The following is a 15,584-nucleotide window of genomic DNA, read 5'->3' on the forward strand; positions in this document are numbered from 1 at the left end:
TGAAACGAGAACGTTCCACCCCGTCATCACGGCTGGTGAAGCGCCCGCGCCCGTTCCGGTCCGCCGGCGCCGCCCCGCGCCCGCCGCCGCGGCCCGTCCGGCCCGGGGGTGCGCGGGGGGCGGCCGGACGGGACGGGACGAGCGGTCGGCGTCCGGCACCGCGCGTCCTCTACAGTCTCCTTTGGCGTGTAGGGCGTTGGATGGGAGGCTTTCGGGATGAGATGGTCCGCGGTCGCCGTGCTGGCCGGATGCCTGCTCCCCCTGTACGCCGCGTCCCCGGCGCACGCGGCCCCGCGGGCTCCCGCGAACTGCAACCCGCCCGCCGGGTCGATGAGCGCGCAGGCGCTGAACGAGGGCGGCGAGCCGTGGGCGCAGCAGATGCTCAACATCGAGGCCGCGCACGAGAAGGCGACCGGCAAGGGCGTCAAGGTGGCGGTCGTCGACAGCGGCGTGAGCGCGCGGAACCCGCAGCTCGCCGGGCAGGTCGTCGACGGCGTCGACCTGACGAAGACGGGCGCGGAGGACTGCCTCGGCCACGGCACCTACGTCGCCGGCATCATCGCGGCCAAGGCGGGGGTCTCCCCGTTCGTCGGCGTCGCGCCCGACGCGAAGATCATCCCGATCAAGTTCGCCGCGCAGGCGAACAACATCGACAGCGGGCTCGCCGCCAAGGGCATCGACGAGGCCGTCAAGCTCGGCGCGGACGTCGTCAACGTCTCGACGCAGTCGATCGGGGACGACCCGCGGCTGCGCCAGGCCGTCCAGAACGCGCTCGCCAAGGGCGTCGTGGTGGTGGCCGCCGCGGGCAACATCGACCGGCAGAACGGCAAGGTGCCCGCGCTGATGTACCCGTCGGCGTACCAGGGCGTCATCTCCGTCGGCGCGGTCGGCCTGGACGGCAAGATCACCGAGTTCTCGAACCCGAACACGCCCGTGTCGGTCATCGCGCCCGGCAACGACATCGTGACCACGTCCCCCGACGGCCACTACTCGGTGCAGAAGGGCACGAGCTTCGCGACGCCGTTCGTGGCGGGGCTGGCGGCGCTGGTCCTGGAGGCGTACCCGCAGGCCACGCCCGCCGAGGTCAAGCAGCGGATCGAGGGGACGGCCGAGGGCAGCAAGGGCGCGGGCAGCGGCAACGGCATGATCAACCTGTTCGAGGCGCTGACCGCGGTGAACCCCGGCGCGGGCGGCGCGGGCGGTACGGGCGGCCCCGGCGGGCCGGTGAGCATCGCGATGCCCGACCGGCCCGACGCGACGACCCGGGCCGTGGCGCTCGGCGTGGCGGGCGGCGCGATCGGGGCGGCGGCGCTGGTCGTCGCGGGCGGGCTGCTGATCCCGGCGGGACGCCGGCGCGGCTGGCGTCCGGGCCCCGTGGAGCCGGTCGGCGAGGGCACCGGCGAGTCCGCGTAGCCCCCGTCCGTCCTGCCCGCCCCGTCAGGACGCGGCGTCGTCCTTCGGCGGCCGGATGTCGCCGTCGGCGAGGTCGCGGCCGAGGACGGCGGCGGCGCGGACGAGCGCGTCGCGCGTGCGGGCCGCGATCTCCACCGAGTAGTCGCGCATCCCGGTGTCGTGCAGGACGATGACGTCCGGTCCGCCGTACGCGGTGGTGCACGCTTCCAGCTCGCGCCACGGCTCGAACCCCATCGGACGGTACGACGCCTGCAAGCGCTCGATGAACGGCGCGTCGCCCGCGAAGTCGTCCTCGCTCATCTGCAGCAGCCAGCCGCGGTAGTGCGGGATGCGCTGCACGGCGAGCTGCACGAAAAACTCCGAGATCGACCGGGCCTGCAACACCCAGGTGTCGTCGTCGACGGTGACCAGGACGCGCGGGTCGTCCTGGCCGGCCTCGGCGGCGAGGTAGCCCCACTCGTTGCAGTACTCGTACTCGGCCATGAACACGCAGACGCGCACGTCGTCCCCGGGACCGACGAACGGGTTGCCGGCGGGCAGGCCGCCCGCGACGCCGTGGCCGGACGGGTCGGGGCGCACGCTCGGCGGGTACTCGGGGTGCGTCCAGTACAGGCGCGGGCTGCGGGTGAAGGAGTTGAACGGCAGCTCCCACCACTCATCGAGCGCTTTCGGGACCGGCAGCGCCGGATCGACGCCCGCGAAGCGGTCGGCGTCCTCCCCGGTGAGCTCGCCGCGGAGGTGGCGCACGTAGGCCGCGTGCTCGGCCTCTCCCATTTGAGCCACACCGGTCCGTCGGCGGGCGGCTCGTACCCCCACTCGTCCTGGACCTCGCGGAGCAGCGCCCAGCGGTCGCGCGGCGCGGCGAGCCGATCCGCGAAGCGGGCATAGTCCACGATCTTCGGCATGTGGGGAGGCTGGCCGCGTATTACGATCGCCGGGTGCAATACACCGCTCCGGTCCCCTACCAGAACGCCGCCGGCGGGCGCCGCCGCCGCCTGGTGTGGGCGTCGGCCGCCGTGGGCGCGCTGGTCGTGCTGACGGCGGTGCTGTGGGCGACCGGCGGACTGGACGAGAAGGCGAAGCAGCCGGTGAAGTCGCCCGGCAAGGCCGTCGACGTCGGGCTGTTCTCCCTGACCGTGCACGACGTGCGGGCCGGGGTCGCCGACACCGCGATGGGCGGGAGCGAACGGTTCCTCATCGTCCGGATGCGCGTCGTCAACAAGGGCCAGGAGACGGTGGGGCTCGGCCCCAGCGGGCTGCAGGACGGCGTCGTCGCCCGCACCAAGGCCGGCAAGTGGGTGAAACCGGACGAGGTGACGGGCGTCGCCGCGGGCGCCGCGACCTCCGACGTCCAGCCGGGCCTGCCCGTGGAGGCGTCGGTAATGTGGAAGCTCGGTCCGGCGCAGCCGCCCCCGACGTTCACGTTCGGGCTGCGCGACTGGGAGTACGACCACGGGTTCACCGACAGCGACTACACGTGGCGGGTGCAGACGGAGGGCGGCGAGCTGGCCGCGCGCTACACCCTGCCCGTCGGGACGGGGACGCCGTGAACGTGCGCAAGCTCGCCATCAAGGGCGGTGCGGGCCTCGGCGGGACGATCCTGCTCGCGGGAGCGATGTGGCTCCACGCCTACCAGCCGAAGGTCGAGGCGCGCATGCTCGACCCGATCCGGACGGACGGCGGCGTCGGCGAGGAGGTCGCCACGCCCGCGTTCACCGTCCGCGTGGACGGCGTGGCCGCCGCGCGGTCGCTCGCGCCCGACTCCATCCTCGACGGCGAGCCGGCCGTCGGCACGGACGGCGTCTACGTCGTCGTCCGGGCGCGCGCGATGAGCCGCGACGAGCCCGTCGAACTGCGGTCGGCGGTGCTGGAGACGCCCGGCGGCTACACGTACGAGGCGGAGCCGCGCCCCGGCGGCGGCCAGGTTCCGGGGGCGGTGCTCCAGCCGATGCTGTGGACGAGCACCGCGTTCGTCTTCGAACTCCCGAAGAACCGCCTCGCGGGCGCCCACCTGGTGGTCGGGACGGGCGGGCTCCTGCCGCAGCTGTCGTCCGCCGCCGACATCGACCTCGGCCTCACCGGCCCCCGCGCGGCCGACCTCGTCCGGAAGGCCCCCGAACGGTACAACGTGCGGGAGGGTTCATGAGCGATCCGCACCACCGGCCGCCGCAGGGACGGTACGGACGGCAGGGGCCACCCGCCGACGACCGGCCCCCGCCGCCGCCCCCGTCCCACCCGAACGACCCCCCGTCGGCTGCGCCGTCCTGGCAGGGGTGGTTCGGCCCCCCGGCCGGACAGGCCCCGAGCCCCCCACCGCCGTCCTCGTCCACGGGTGGATACCAGCAGCCTTCCGGTTGGCAGCAGCAGCCGAGTGGCGGCTACGAGCAACCGACCGGACCGCAACAGCCCTCCGGCTGGCAGCAGCAGCCCACGGGTGGGTACGAGCGGCCGGCCGGGATGCAGCAGCCTTCCGGCTGGCAGCAGCAGCCAAGCGGCGGGCAGCAGCAGCCCACCGGGGCCCAGCAGTCCCACAGCGGGCAGCAACAGCCCACCGGCTGGCAGCAGCAGCCCACGGGTGGGTTCGGGCAACCGGCCGGGATGCAGCAGCCGACCGGGGCGCAGCAGGCTGTGCCGGGGGGTGGGTTCGGGCACGGGGCTGGGGGGCGGTCGCGGGGGCGGCATGCGCGGCCGCCTGAGCAGGCGGGGCCCTTCGTGCACCAGCAGCAGCCGCAGTTCCAGCCTCCTCCCCCGTATCCGCCGGGCGGGCCGCAGGCGCACGGGCAGCAGCAGCCCGTGTCCCCGTACGACCCGCGACCGGACGGGCGGGACGGTGAGGCGTCCGCGGAGCGGCGGCGCACGTGGCTCGGGCCCCGGGCGCGCCGTGTCGTAGAGGTGTGCGTGCTCGCGGTCCTGCTGCCCGGGCTGCTCGGCCTGTACTGGGTGGACGAGACGGGACGCGCGGAGAGCCTCGAGCCGCCGGTGAAGGTGTCGTCCGTCGCGCGCGGGAAGATCGGGGAGCTGGTGGGCGCCCGGTGGACGGTGTACAAGCGCCAGTCGGCGCCCCAGGGCGGCCCCGCGGGGCAGGACGCCGTCCAGCTTCAGGTGGTCCTCGCGGTGAAGGCCCAGGACGCGAAGAGCGCGAAGACGGTCGGCGGCTACGGGATGGAGTTCCGGTTCGTCGGCCGCGACGGCCGGGAGTGGACGGCGGACGCGTCGAAGCCCCCGCAGGTGACGCCGGGGCAGGCGTTCCCGATCACGGTCCGTGGGACGGTGCCCCGTGCCAGGGCGGAGTCGCTGGCGCTGGTGGTGCGGCCGCCGGAGTCGGAGCGTCGGGGGGCGGATCCACTGCCTTCGCTGCGGTTCGAGCCGTGACGCGCGTGACCATGAGGTTGAACGCGGCGGCGAGCAGGCAGATGCGCAGGATCTCGAAGACGAGCCCGGCGGCGTAGCCGACGAGCGGCATCCGCGGCAGCCACCAGGCGACGTCGTGGGCGCCGATCAGCTCGTACGCCTTCCGGCCGGCGGCCTGCTCGCCGACGTGCAGCGCCGCGAACAGCAGGCAGAACGTGGCGAACGGCATCATTCCGGACCGGCGGACGAGGCGGAGCCCGTACCAGGCGGGCAGCAGCATGTCGCGGAGGCCGCGGGTGAGGACCTCGCGGGGGCTGTTCACCCGGTCGATGGCGCCGACGCTGGCGATGCGCCGGGCGGTGCGGGACTCGCCGAGGACGAGCCGCTCGTCGCCGGTGTCGAGGCCGAGGATGACGCCGGCGATGACGATCCAGATGAGGGCGCCGAGGACGGCGTGCTTGAACGGCGGCCACACGTCCAGGAGGGGTCCGGCGGCGTCGGTGAACCACTCCCACGCCTGCCGGTCGGTGAACCACTCCGCGCCCTTGTCGCGGAGCTGGTCGATGGTGAAGATGCCGAACAGCGCGAAGTTGATCTCGAGGAAGCCGGCGAGCGGGCCGACGGTGCGGGGCAGCCGGTCCTCCAGCAGCCACTCGACGAGGACCTTCACCACGAAGAACGCGGCGGTGAGGACGATCGCGAGCTTCACGTGCTTCTCGAGGGAGAGCAGCAGCCCGATGCCCTCGATCTGGCCCTGGAGGCCGCCGTCGGTGAAGCCGCGGCTCGCGGCCATGTCGGCGAACTCGCGGGCGTCCTCGCTCTGCTGCCCCCACGCGAGGTAGAAGATGACGAACGGGAGCGCGGCGCGGCCCATCGCGCTGAGCGCCGACTCGTCCTCGTTGCCGACGGCCCAGGACGTCAGGTCGCCGCCGGGGGACCGGGCGTGCACGACGTCGAGGCCCTCGCGCACGCAGTGGATCATCAGGGCGGTCGTCGTCAGCGTGATGACGACGAGGAGGCCGATGGTCAGCAGCGGCGCGACCGTAGCGGCCGTCCCGTCCATCTTGCCGAGGCGGTAGCCGCCGTACATCACCCCGTACCGCAGCAGTTCCCCGAGGGTGAACCACAGCGTGAGGGGCAGCACGAAGCGGCCCGCCAGCTTGAGCGTCGCCCACGGGAGGATCAGCGGGGATTTGGGGGAGAGTCGGAGCATCGCGCCGATGGTACCGAGCGGGGCCGACACCAGGGAGTGCGCTCGGCCGGAAACGGCGGACCCCGCCGTCCGCGCTGGGCGGGACGGCGGGGTCCGTGCGGACGTCGCGTCCGCTCGGGTCAGATGGCGACCTCGAGCGCGGCGACCTCACCGGTCTTGGCGGTGACGGTGTTGTCGACGCTCACACCGCCCGCGGCGAGGACGCGGACCGTCCAGTCGCCGTCGGCCGCGAAGAAGCGGAACACGCCCTCGTCGCCGGTGACGACCTCGGCGGTGAACTCGCCGGTGGCGTCGAGCAGGCGGGCGTAGGCGCTGGACACGGGCGCGCCGTCACGCGTGACGGTGCCCTGGATGACGGCCTCGTTGGTCAGGTCGACGGTCGCGGGCAGATGCGCCGTCTGAGCGGGCGCTGCGCAACCCTGGGTCATTGTTCCTCCATCTCCGTGTGCACGGAAAATCTGCTCCGCCGGGCGGCGGACGGCGGACGGTTACTTGGGCTCGCCCAGCTCGACCGGGACGCCGACGAGCGAGCCGTACTCGGTCCAGGAGCCGTCGTAGTTCTTGACGTTCTCCAGGCCGAGCAGCTCGCGCAGGGCGAACCAGGTGTGCGACGAGCGCTCACCGATGCGGCAGTAGGCGATGGTGTCCTTGTTCAGGTCGACGCCGGCCTCGGTGTAGAGCTGCCGGAGCTCCTCGTCGGACTTGAACGTGCCGTCGTCGTTGGCGGCCTTCGACCACGGGATGCTGCGGGCGGTCGGGACGTGCCCGGCGCGCTGCGCCTGCTCCTGCGGAAGGTGCGCGGGAGCGAGCAGCTTGCCGCTGAACTCGTCCGGGGACCGGACGTCGATCAGGTTCTGGGTGCCGATGGCGTCGACGACCTCGTCGCGGAACGCGCGGATCGACAGGTCCTGGTCCTGCGCCTTGTAGTCGGTCTTCGGGCGGGACGGCACGTCGGTGACCAGCTCGCGGGAGTCGAGCTCCCACTTCTTGCGGCCGCCGTCGAGCAGCTGCACCTTCTGGTGGCCGTACAGCTTGAAGTACCAGTAGGCGTAGGCGGCGAACCAGTTGTTGTTGCCGCCGTACAGGATGACCAGGTCGTCGTTGGCGATGCCCTTGGACGAGAGCAGCTCCTCGAAGCCGGTCTTGTCGACGAAGTCGCGGCGGACCGGGTCCTGCAGCTCGGTCTTCCAGTCGATCTTCACGGCGCCACGGATGTGGCCCTTGTCGTAGGCGGACACGTCCTCGTCGACCTCGACCAGGACGAGGCCGGGGTCGTCCAGGTGCTCTTCGACCCAGCTGGCGTCCACCAGAACGTCGGCGCGGCTCATGCGGGAACCTCCCTGTCGGAGCGAATCTTCGCGGTGAATTGTCGGATCAGCGGATACTTCGCGCAGCCCCCGCGACGCGGCGCGGGGCGGTGCTCGCGCATCGCACGGGCGGCGGCATCGGTACCGAGCCGGATGTTCGTGAGCCGGATGGTCCCCGTCGCGCGACCGGCCGAACCCGCCGGGACGGAGCGGGGGGCGACACGGGACTCCGGGGCGGACGCGCCGGGGCGCGGCCCACACGGGTCGACCTGCATCGGGGTGCTCCAGGCGGGGAGGCGTGCGTACGAGCTGAATAGCGGGAAAGTGCTCGGAACGGTCGGGCTCGATGCCTCAGGCCATGCGACAGAGCGAGGCGGCCACGCGGCAGAAGTCGACCGCGCGGCGCTTCGTGAGCATCTGCTCTGTTCGGTCACGCACGGACACGATGGTAAGCCGACAATCCACGTGGTGTCACATCCGTCTCGCGTTGCGAGACAGTGACATTCGTCTTAGGGCTGGTCACGAGAGTGTCCCCTCAGCGGACGGCCGCGCCGAGAGCCGCGATCACGTCGGCCTTGCGGGGCGCCCCGGCGGCCCGCCGCACGACGCGCCCGGCGGCGTCCAGCACCAGCACGGTCGGCGTGCCGGTGACGTCCAGTTGCCGGACGAGCGGCAGGTTCGCCTCCGCGTCGATCTCGACGTGCGCGACGCCGTCCACCATGCGGGCCACGTCGCCGAGGACCCGCCGGGTGGCGCGGCACGGCGCGCAGAAGGCGCTGGAGAACTGGACGAGCGTCGCGCGCTCGCCGAGGTCGGCGCCCAGATCGTCCGGTCCGAGCACGTCCGCCACGTGATCCCTCCCATCGCCGCCGTCCGGTACAACCGCGCGGGACGGCCGCGTCTTCCTGCGGCCGTCCCGTTGGTCGCCGCCGGCGCTTCCGTCCCGGCGGGGCTCACATCGGGATGGTCAGCACCGAACCGCCGTCGAGCCCGACGATCTCGAACGACGACAGCTCGCCGCGCGGGAACATCGTCGAGCCGCGGTACTCGCCGTACCCGTCGTCGTAGGGCACGTACCAGCTCCCGAGGGCGTCCTTGCGGCCGTCCCGGGCGATCACCTGGAGGCGGCAGCGCGCGCCCCGCTCCAGCCCCGACAGGTGCAGTTCTACCTCGGTGCCCCAGGTGCGCTCGTACAGGAGCACGTAGCCCCGGACGCCCGTCGCGTCGTTCGCCGCCGCGATGCGCTCCGCGGTGACCACCTGCGTGGGCGCGGGCGGCGCGGACGTCGCGGGCGGTGCGGCGGCCGTCCCGGGCCCGCCGCCCGCCGCGGTGATCAGCCCGCCGGCGAGGCCCCCGACCGCGAGCGTCAGGCAGGCCGCCGCGGCGACCGGCGCCCACCGCCGCAGGCGCGACCGGTCCCGCCGCGGGCGGGGGCGGCGCAGCGGCCCGCGCCGCTGCTCGGCGGCCCGCGCCAGCAGCGCGTCCAGCAGTTCCGGCGGCGGCCCGGCGACCCGGGTGAGTTGCTCCTCGTCGACCCGGCCGAGCAGCGCGGGCAGGCCGGCGAGCCCGGCCAGCTCGTCCCGGCAGGCCGGGCAGCCGGCCAGGTGCGCGTCCACCCGGGCCCGCTCCGCGGGGTCGATGGCGCCGACGACGTACACGCCGAGGGCGGCGCGCACGTCCGTGCAGGGATCGGTCATGGCGCCAGCCCCCTCTCCTCCAGCGCCAGCTTCAGCGCACGCAGCGCGTAGTACGTCCGGGACTTCACCGTTCCGGGCGGGATGCCGAGCACGTCGGCGGCCTCCGCCACCGACCGCCCCCGGTAGTACGTCTCGACGAGCACCGCCCGGTGGCTCGGGCTGAGCTGCGCGAGCGCCTCCGCGACCGTCCACGACTCCAGCGCCCGGTCGATGTCGTCCGTCCCGGCCGTCATGGCCTGCTCGTCCATGTCCGTCTCCTGCGGCCGCGCGCGCCTGGCCCGGTGCGCGTCCACCACCAGGTTCCGGGCGACGGTGAACAGCCACGGGCGGACGGGCCGCCCCGCGAGCGCCTCGGGATGCCGCCACGCCCGCAGCAGCGTCTCCTGCACGATGTCCTCGGCGTGCGTCCGGTCCCCGCCCGTCAGCCGCAGCACGTAGCCGAGCAGGGGTCCGCCGTGCTCGCTGTAGAGGGCGCGCAACAGTCCCTCGTCCGCAGTGGGGCCCACGCCACTCACACGTACGCCGCGCCGGAACGGTTCACCGTCAGCGCACGTTCTCCAGATCGCTCAACTGGACGTTCCGCGCGGTCGCCGACACGCGAAGCCCGTCCGCCGTCGGCTCGATCCGGCTGATCCGCGACCCGACCGGCAGGTCGGTGACCGGAACCGACCAGGTGAGCTGCCGCTTCACCAGCGCCAGCGGGATCTGCGGGCCGCCGTCCGGCGCGACCGACACCGGCGTCACCGCGATGCCCTGGTCCGTCGCCTCCAGCGACACGACCGCCTTGCCCGACAACCGGACCCCCATCACGGCGCCCGCGAGGTCGACCTCCAGGTCGTCGCCCTTCGGCGCGAGCCCCTCGACCTCCTTCGGCGCCCGCTCCTCGATCACCGAGTACGGCACGACCGCCGACGCGGTCGCCGTCCGGGCCGTCACGTTCGCGGTGTTGCCGTTCGCGATCTCCGACAGCGGCGCCCGGACGCCCCGCATGTCGACCCGGACGCCCGAGAGCGTCACGTCCTGCTCGGTGTAGTCCCCGATCAGGACCTCGATGTGGTCGTACTCGCCGCCGACCGCCTGCGTCAGGAACGGGAACCCGTGGATCGACACGTCCGGCTGCCGCGCGAGCCCCTCCTGGGCCGCGACCTGCCGCGCGATCTCGCCCTGCGCGACGCGCACCCCGATCCGGTCGGCGGCGATCAGCCCTCCCACCACCAGGACGAGCAGAACCACGAGTGCCTTGCGCATGTCTCTCCTCCGGACGGCCGCGCGATCGCCACACCTTAACCGCCCCGGCGAGCCGCCCGAGTCGCTCCACGGAGTGACATCAGCCCCCGGCGAACGGCGGCAGGACCTCCACGACCCCGCCCTCCGGGAGCTCCACCGCCTCGTGCTCGCGCGTCCCGACCGGGTCGCCGTCCACGAGGAACGAACTCCGCGCGACCACCCGCGCGAACTCCCCGTCCCGCCCGGCGGACGCCGCCGCGAGCGCCTCCGCCAGCGTCCCGGCGTCGTACGGCTCCTCGGCGCGGCCCGCCGCCGCCTTCGCCGCCGCCCAGTACCGGATCGTCCCCTTCGCCATGCCCCCAGGATCCCACCCGCCTCCCCCGGCCCGGGACGGGCGGGGCCGACTCGGATATGCTCAACGCAGGGATCCGGGCAACGAGGCCGGGGAGTTCACCCGAACACCCTGCATGGCCTCGTCTCGCGCGCGTCGGCCGTGCCGGGGCGGGCGGGAGTGAGCAGCCTGGGTCCCACGTCTGTTTCAAGACGAGGAGGCGGCATTGAGCAGTCTGCTCTTGCTGACCAACGCACTGGAACCGTCCGACGAGGTGCTGCCCGCGCTGGGCCTGCTGCTGCACTCGGTGAGGGTCGCCCCCGCGGAGGCGTCCGCGCTCATCGACGCGCCGCCCGCCGACATCGTCCTGGTGGACGCGCGCCGCGACCTCGCCCAGGCCAAGAGCCTGTGCCGCCTGCTGCGCACCACCGGCCTCGACAGCCCCCTGCTGGGCATCGTCACCGAGGGCGGGCTCGCCGCCCTCAGCCCCGAGTGGGGACTGGACGACCTGCTCCTGCAGACCGCCGGCCCCGCCGAGGTCGAGGCGCGCCTCCGCCTCGCCGTCGGCCGCGCCGCGGCGTCCGCCGACGCCGAGGAGGACCCCGGCGAGATCCGCAACGGCGACCTCACGATCGACGAGGCCACCTACACGGCCCGCCTGCGCGGCCGCATCCTCGACCTCACCTTCAAGGAGTTCGAGCTCCTGAAGTACCTCGCGCAGCACCCGGGCCGCGTCTTCACCCGCGCCCAGCTCCTCCAGGAGGTCTGGGGCTACGACTACTTCGGCGGCACCCGCACGGTCGACGTCCACGTCCGCCGCCTCCGCGCGAAGCTCGGCGCCGAGTACGAGGCCCTCATCGGCACCGTCCGCAACGTCGGCTACCGCTTCGTCCCCGACGAGCGGCCGGGCGGCGAAGCCGAGGAGAAGGCCCCCGCCCGGACCTGACCCGGCCGCCCGTCCCGCCCGCCTGACCGGACGGACGGGCCGCGGGGCGGGTCAGCCGAAGCGGCCGGTGATGTAGTCCTCGGTGGCCTTCTGCTCCGGGTTCGTGAAGATCTTGCTGGTGTCGTCGATCTCGATGAGCTTGCCGGGCCGGCCGGTCCCGGCGATGTTGAAGAACGCCGTGCGGTCGCTGACGCGGGCGGCCTGCTGCATGTTGTGGGTGACGATCACGATCGTGTACTGGGACTTCAGCTTGGCGATGAGGTCCTCGATCGCGAGGGTCGAGATGGGGTCGAGGGCCGAGCACGGCTCGTCCATCAGCAGGACCTGCGGCTGCACGGCGATGGCGCGGGCGATGCACAGGCGCTGCTGCTGGCCGCCGGAGAGGCCGGCGCCGGGCTTGCCCAGCCGGTCCTTGACCTCGTTCCACAGGTTGGCGCCCTGCAGGGACTCCTCGACGATCTCGTCGAGGCGGCTCTTGCGGCGGACGCCGTTGAGCTTCAGGCCCGCGGCGACGTTGTCGTAGATCGACATGGTGGGGAACGGGTTGGGCCGCTGGAACACCATGCCGACGACGCGGCGGACGGCGACGGGGTCGACGGACGAGTCGTAGAGGTCCTCGTCGTCCAGCATGACCTTGCCCTCGACGCGGGCGCCGGGGATGACCTCGTGCATCCGGTTGAGGGTGCGCAGGAAAGTGGACTTGCCGCAGCCCGACGGCCCGATGAACGCGGTCACCGAGCGCGGCTCGACCGTCATCGAGATGTCCTCGATGGCGTGGACGCCGCCGTAGTAGGCGTGCAGCCCGGAGACTTCGATCCGCTTGGCCATGGGTCAGGTGCTCCTATCGGGGTCGTGCCGGAGGTCGGGTCAGCGGCCGGCGGGGGAACGGCGCCGGGCGATCAGCCGCGCCACCAGGTTCAGCAGCATGATCAGGCCGATCAGGACGAGCGCGCCGGTCCAGGCGCGGTCCAGCGAGTTCTGGTTCGGGTCGCCGGCCTGCTCCCAGATGAAGGTGGGCAGCGAGCCCTGGGGGCCGTCGAACGGGTTGTTGTTGATCGCCTTCGTGAAGAAGATCGTGAGGAGGAGCGGCGCGGTCTCGCCCATGACGCGGGCGACGGCGAGCATGACGCCGGTGACGATGCCGTTCATGGCCGTCGGCAGGATGACGAACAGGATCGTGCGCCACCGCGGGACGCCGAGGGCGTAGGACGCCTCGCGCAGGTCGTTCGGGACGAGCTTGAGCATCTCCTCGGCGGACCGCGTGACGGTCGGGATCATCAGGATCACCAGGGCGAGGGAGCCGGCGAAGCCGGAGTACTCGAAGCCGAAGGTGAGCAGCCACAGCGCCAGGACGAACAGGCCCGCGACGATCGACGGGATGCCGATCATGACGTCGACGAAGAAGCTGACGACCTTGCCGAGGCGCCCGTTGCCGGCGTACTCCACCAGGTAGATGGCGGTGAGGACGGAGATCGGCACGGCGATCAGGGTGGTGATGCCGACCTGCATGAGGGTGCCGACGATGGCGTGGTAGGCGCCGCCGCCCTCGTCGATGCCGCTGACCGCGTTCATCGAGAACTGGAAGAACGTCGGGTCGAGCCGTTCGAGGCCGTTGACGACGACCGTCCACAGGACCGACACCAGCGGGATGACCGCCAGCGCGAACGCCAGGTAGACGAGCCCCTGGACGGTCCGGTCCTTGATCTTCCGGGACGCCGACACCGACGTGAGGGACGGGCCGGACGGGCCGGACGGCTTGGTGAGCGAGGGGGAGGTCACACGAACTCCTTGCGGCGCGCGACGACCGCGCGGGCGGCCATGTTGACGAGCAGCGTGATCACGAACAGCACGAGGCCGGAGGCGACGAGGGCGCCGCGGCCGGTCTCGGTGGCCTCGGCGAAGCTGTTGGCGATGTTGGCGGCGAAGGTGTTGCCGCCGTTCTCGAGGATGCTCCAGTTGATGCCGGGCACGAAGGTCAGGACCATCGCGACGGCGATCGTCTCGCCGAGCGCGCGGCCGAGGCCGAGCATGGAGGCGCCGATCATGCCGGAGCGGCCGTACGGCAGCACCGACATGCGGATCATCTCCCAGCGGGTGGCGCCGAGCGCGAGGGACGCCTCCACGTGCGCCTGCGGGACCTGCAGGAACACCTCGCGGGAGATGGAGGAGATGATCGGCAGGATCATGATCGCGAGGACGACTCCGGCGGCGAACATCGAGTTCTTGCCGGGGCTGTCGGTGGAGAACAGCGGGATCCAGCCGAGCAGGGTGCTGAAGAACTCGCCGGCGTCGTCCATGTACTCGGACAGGAAGATCAGGCCCCAGAGCCCGTAGACGATGCTGGGCACGGCCGCGAGCAGGTCGACGATGTAGCCGAGCCCGGACGCCAGCCGCCGCGGCGCGTAGAACGAGATGAACAGCGCGATGCCGATCGCGACCGGCGTCGCGATGACCATCGCGATCAGCGACGACATGATCGTGCCGAAGGCGAGCTGCGCGATGCCGAACTCGGGCGGGTTCGCGTTGGGGTTCCATTCCTCGCTGGTGAGGAAGCTCGCCTCGTTCTCCTGGAGCGCGGGGACGGCCTTCCAGATGAGGAAGACGGCGATGGCGGCGACGATCGCCAGCACGGTGAGGCCGGAGCCGCGGGCCGCGGAGACGAAGATCTTGTCTCCGGCCCGGCCGGTGCTCATCGCGCGGGCGAGGCCGCGCTCCTTCGCGGCGGCGTGCGCCTGGACGCCGGTGTCGCTGGTCACGGGGACTCCTCCTTGAAGATCACGTCGTCGGCCGAACGCGGACCGGCCCCGCCGCCGAGTACCTCGGCGGCGGGGCTGCTGGTCGGTCGGGCTGCCGTCAGGACAGGGCCTTCACGGACGCCTGGACCTTGGTCAGCACGGTCTGCGGAAGCGGGGCGTAGCCGATGTCGGTGAGGATCTTCTGACCGTCCGCGCTGGACGTGTAGGTCAGGAAGGACTTGACGAACTCGGCCTGCTCGGCGGGCAGGCCCTTCTCGCAGGCGACCTCGTACGTCACCAGGACGATCGGGTAGGCCCCGGCCTCCTTGGCGGTGTAGTCGATCTCGAGCTCAACGTCGTTGCCGGTGCCGACGACCTTGGCGCCCGCGACGCCCTTGGAGGCGCTGTCGGGGGTCAGCTCGGTGTACTCACCGGCGCCGTTCTTCACCGAGACGGTGTTGAGGGAGTTGTTCTTGGCGTAGGAGTACTCGACGTACGAGATGCTCCCGGGCGTGCTCTTCACCAGCTGGGTGACGCCGTCGGACTTGTTGGCACCCTGGCCGGTGCTGTTCGGCCACTTCTTGGCGGGCTCCCACTTCCAGACGTCGCCCGCGGTGGCCTTCAGGTAGTCGGTGAAGTTGTCGGTCGTGCCGGACTCGTCCGAGCGGTACACCGGCTTGATGTCGGTGTCGGGCAGGGTGACGCCCTCGTTCTGCTCGGCGATCTCCGGAGCGTTCCACTTGGTGATCTCGCCCGCGAAGATCTTCGCGAGGGTCGGGGAGTCGAGCTTGAGGCCGTCGACGCCGTCGAGGTTGTAGGGGATCGCCACCGGGCCGACGACCATCGGCAGGTTCAGCGCGGGGCCGCCCTCGCAGCGCTGCTGCGCGGCGGCCTTCTCCTCCTCGTCCAGGGCGGAGTCGGAGCCGGCGAAGGACACCTGGCCCTCGGTGAACGCCTGGATGCCGGCGCCGGACCCGGTCGGGTTGTAGTTCAGGGTGGCGCCGGGGCACGCGGCGGCGAACGCCTTGGACCACTCCTCGACGGCGTTCTTCTGCGCGCTCGAGCCGGCGGCGTTGATGCTGCCCTCGGCGCACTCGATCGAGCCGGCGGCCGGGGCGTTGGCCGAGGCTTCGGTCTCGTTGGCATCGCTCCCGCAGGCGGACAGGGCAAGCGCCCCCGCGACGACCACGCCGCTCAGTGCGGCAAGTCGGGAACCGTTCTTCACCGGAGGGTCTCCTCTTGATTCTTCGTCAGGGCGGGCTTCCCCGGTCGGCGCCCTGGTGGGCCGGCCGGGGGCGGGGGGTCACCGTCGGATTTGAAGGTAGGCAGGCGAGGTGACCAGCCGCCCCGCTCCGGGTGAACGG

Annotated in this window: 19 protein-coding genes; 5 read left to right on the top strand and 14 right to left on the bottom strand. The window is 72.5% G+C overall.

Going from position 1 to position 15,584, the window contains the following annotated elements; genetic code table 11:
- Positions 1–216 precede the first annotated feature (216 nt).
- The gene (locus H505_RS44515; RefSeq protein ID WP_051301199.1) at positions 217–1,413 is read left to right on the top strand and encodes a S8 family serine peptidase; all 1,197 of its coding nucleotides are present in this window, start codon (positions 217–219) and stop codon (positions 1,411–1,413) included.
- Between the two features lie 24 nt (positions 1,414–1,437).
- On the opposite strand, the gene H505_RS0126635 is transcribed toward H505_RS44515, so the two are convergent.
- On the bottom strand, positions 1,438–2,187 hold the full coding sequence (locus H505_RS0126635) for a hypothetical protein (RefSeq protein ID WP_026404416.1): 750 nt from the start codon (positions 2,185–2,187) through the stop codon (positions 1,438–1,440).
- Positions 2,188–2,351: 164 nt separating this feature from the next.
- On the opposite strand from H505_RS0126635, the gene H505_RS0126640 reads away from it, so the two are divergent.
- From H505_RS0126640 to H505_RS50100, 3 genes are all read left to right on the top strand, one after another.
- Positions 2,352–2,963 (top strand): DUF4352 domain-containing protein, encoded by a 612-nt coding sequence (locus H505_RS0126640; RefSeq protein WP_026404417.1) that lies wholly within the window; start codon positions 2,352–2,354, stop codon positions 2,961–2,963.
- Entirely contained in the window at positions 2,960–3,559 is a 600-nt protein-coding gene (locus H505_RS0126645; protein ID WP_026404418.1) for a hypothetical protein, read from the top strand. The genes H505_RS0126640 and H505_RS0126645 overlap by 4 nt, the downstream gene beginning before the upstream one ends.
- 566 nt (positions 3,560–4,125) lie before the next feature.
- A complete protein-coding gene (locus H505_RS50100; RefSeq protein ID WP_157433140.1) occupies positions 4,126–4,785 on the top strand; it encodes a hypothetical protein in 660 nt (219 codons plus the stop codon).
- Here H505_RS50100 and H505_RS0126655 read toward each other — a convergent pair.
- The 9 genes from H505_RS0126655 to H505_RS0126690 form a co-directional block, all read right to left on the bottom strand.
- The gene (locus H505_RS0126655; RefSeq protein WP_157433141.1) at positions 4,667–5,977 is read right to left on the bottom strand and encodes a hypothetical protein; all 1,311 of its coding nucleotides are present in this window, start codon (positions 5,975–5,977) and stop codon (positions 4,667–4,669) included. The two genes, H505_RS50100 and H505_RS0126655, sit on opposite strands and share 119 nt — an antisense overlap.
- A 119-nt stretch (positions 5,978–6,096) precedes the next feature.
- Entirely contained in the window at positions 6,097–6,405 is a 309-nt protein-coding gene (locus H505_RS0126660; protein WP_026404420.1) for a DUF1416 domain-containing protein, read from the bottom strand.
- Between the two features lie 60 nt (positions 6,406–6,465).
- Positions 6,466–7,305, bottom strand: coding sequence for a sulfurtransferase (locus H505_RS0126665; protein ID WP_026404421.1), 840 nt, complete (start codon positions 7,303–7,305; stop codon positions 6,466–6,468).
- A 330-nt stretch (positions 7,306–7,635) separates the two neighbouring features.
- Entirely contained in the window at positions 7,636–7,701 is a 66-nt protein-coding gene (locus tag H505_RS52785; protein WP_353819285.1) for a putative leader peptide, read from the bottom strand.
- 118 nt (positions 7,702–7,819) lie between these two features.
- A complete protein-coding gene (locus tag H505_RS0126670; protein ID WP_026404422.1) occupies positions 7,820–8,134 on the bottom strand; it encodes a TlpA family protein disulfide reductase in 315 nt (104 codons plus the stop codon).
- A gap of 103 nt (positions 8,135–8,237) precedes the next feature.
- Positions 8,238–8,981, bottom strand: a complete 744-nt coding sequence (locus H505_RS0126675; RefSeq protein ID WP_026404423.1) for a zf-HC2 domain-containing protein — start codon at positions 8,979–8,981, stop codon at positions 8,238–8,240.
- Entirely contained in the window at positions 8,978–9,496 is a 519-nt protein-coding gene (locus tag H505_RS0126680) for a sigma-70 family RNA polymerase sigma factor (protein ID WP_026404424.1), read from the bottom strand. The genes H505_RS0126675 and H505_RS0126680 overlap by 4 nt, the downstream gene beginning before the upstream one ends.
- Positions 9,497–9,524: 28 nt before the next feature.
- Positions 9,525–10,229 carry an LmeA family phospholipid-binding protein gene (locus H505_RS0126685; protein WP_026404425.1) on the bottom strand — a complete coding sequence of 235 codons (705 nt, stop codon included), beginning with the start codon at positions 10,227–10,229 and terminating at the stop codon, positions 9,525–9,527.
- Positions 10,230–10,308: 79 nt separating this feature from the next.
- On the bottom strand, positions 10,309–10,563 hold the full coding sequence (locus H505_RS0126690) for a MoaD/ThiS family protein (RefSeq protein WP_026404426.1): 255 nt from the start codon (positions 10,561–10,563) through the stop codon (positions 10,309–10,311).
- Positions 10,564–10,765: 202 nt separating this feature from the next.
- Between H505_RS0126690 and H505_RS0126695 the strand changes: the two genes are divergently transcribed.
- On the top strand, positions 10,766–11,485 hold the full coding sequence (locus H505_RS0126695; RefSeq protein ID WP_026404427.1) for a winged helix-turn-helix transcriptional regulator: 720 nt from the start codon (positions 10,766–10,768) through the stop codon (positions 11,483–11,485).
- Between the two features lie 51 nt (positions 11,486–11,536).
- On the opposite strand, the gene pstB is transcribed toward H505_RS0126695, so the two are convergent.
- From pstB to pstS, 4 genes are all read right to left on the bottom strand, one after another.
- The gene (pstB, locus tag H505_RS0126700; RefSeq protein WP_026404428.1) at positions 11,537–12,313 is read right to left on the bottom strand and encodes a phosphate ABC transporter ATP-binding protein PstB; all 777 of its coding nucleotides are present in this window, start codon (positions 12,311–12,313) and stop codon (positions 11,537–11,539) included.
- A 39-nt stretch (positions 12,314–12,352) separates the two neighbouring features.
- Entirely contained in the window at positions 12,353–13,264 is a 912-nt protein-coding gene (pstA, locus tag H505_RS0126705) for a phosphate ABC transporter permease PstA (protein WP_051301201.1), read from the bottom strand.
- On the bottom strand, positions 13,261–14,178 hold the full coding sequence (pstC, locus tag H505_RS0126710) for a phosphate ABC transporter permease subunit PstC (RefSeq protein ID WP_084550873.1): 918 nt from the start codon (positions 14,176–14,178) through the stop codon (positions 13,261–13,263). Before pstC ends, pstA begins: the two co-directional genes overlap by 4 nt.
- 160 nt (positions 14,179–14,338) lie before the next feature.
- Positions 14,339–15,445 carry a phosphate ABC transporter substrate-binding protein PstS gene (gene pstS / locus H505_RS0126715; RefSeq protein ID WP_026404431.1) on the bottom strand — a complete coding sequence of 369 codons (1,107 nt, stop codon included), beginning with the start codon at positions 15,443–15,445 and terminating at the stop codon, positions 14,339–14,341.
- Between the last annotated feature and the right edge of the window lie 139 nt (positions 15,446–15,584).

Origin of the sequence: Actinomadura rifamycini DSM 43936 (assembly GCF_000425065.1) — a bacterium.
Taxonomy (GTDB): Bacteria; Actinomycetota; Actinomycetes; order Streptosporangiales; family Streptosporangiaceae; genus Spirillospora; species Spirillospora rifamycini.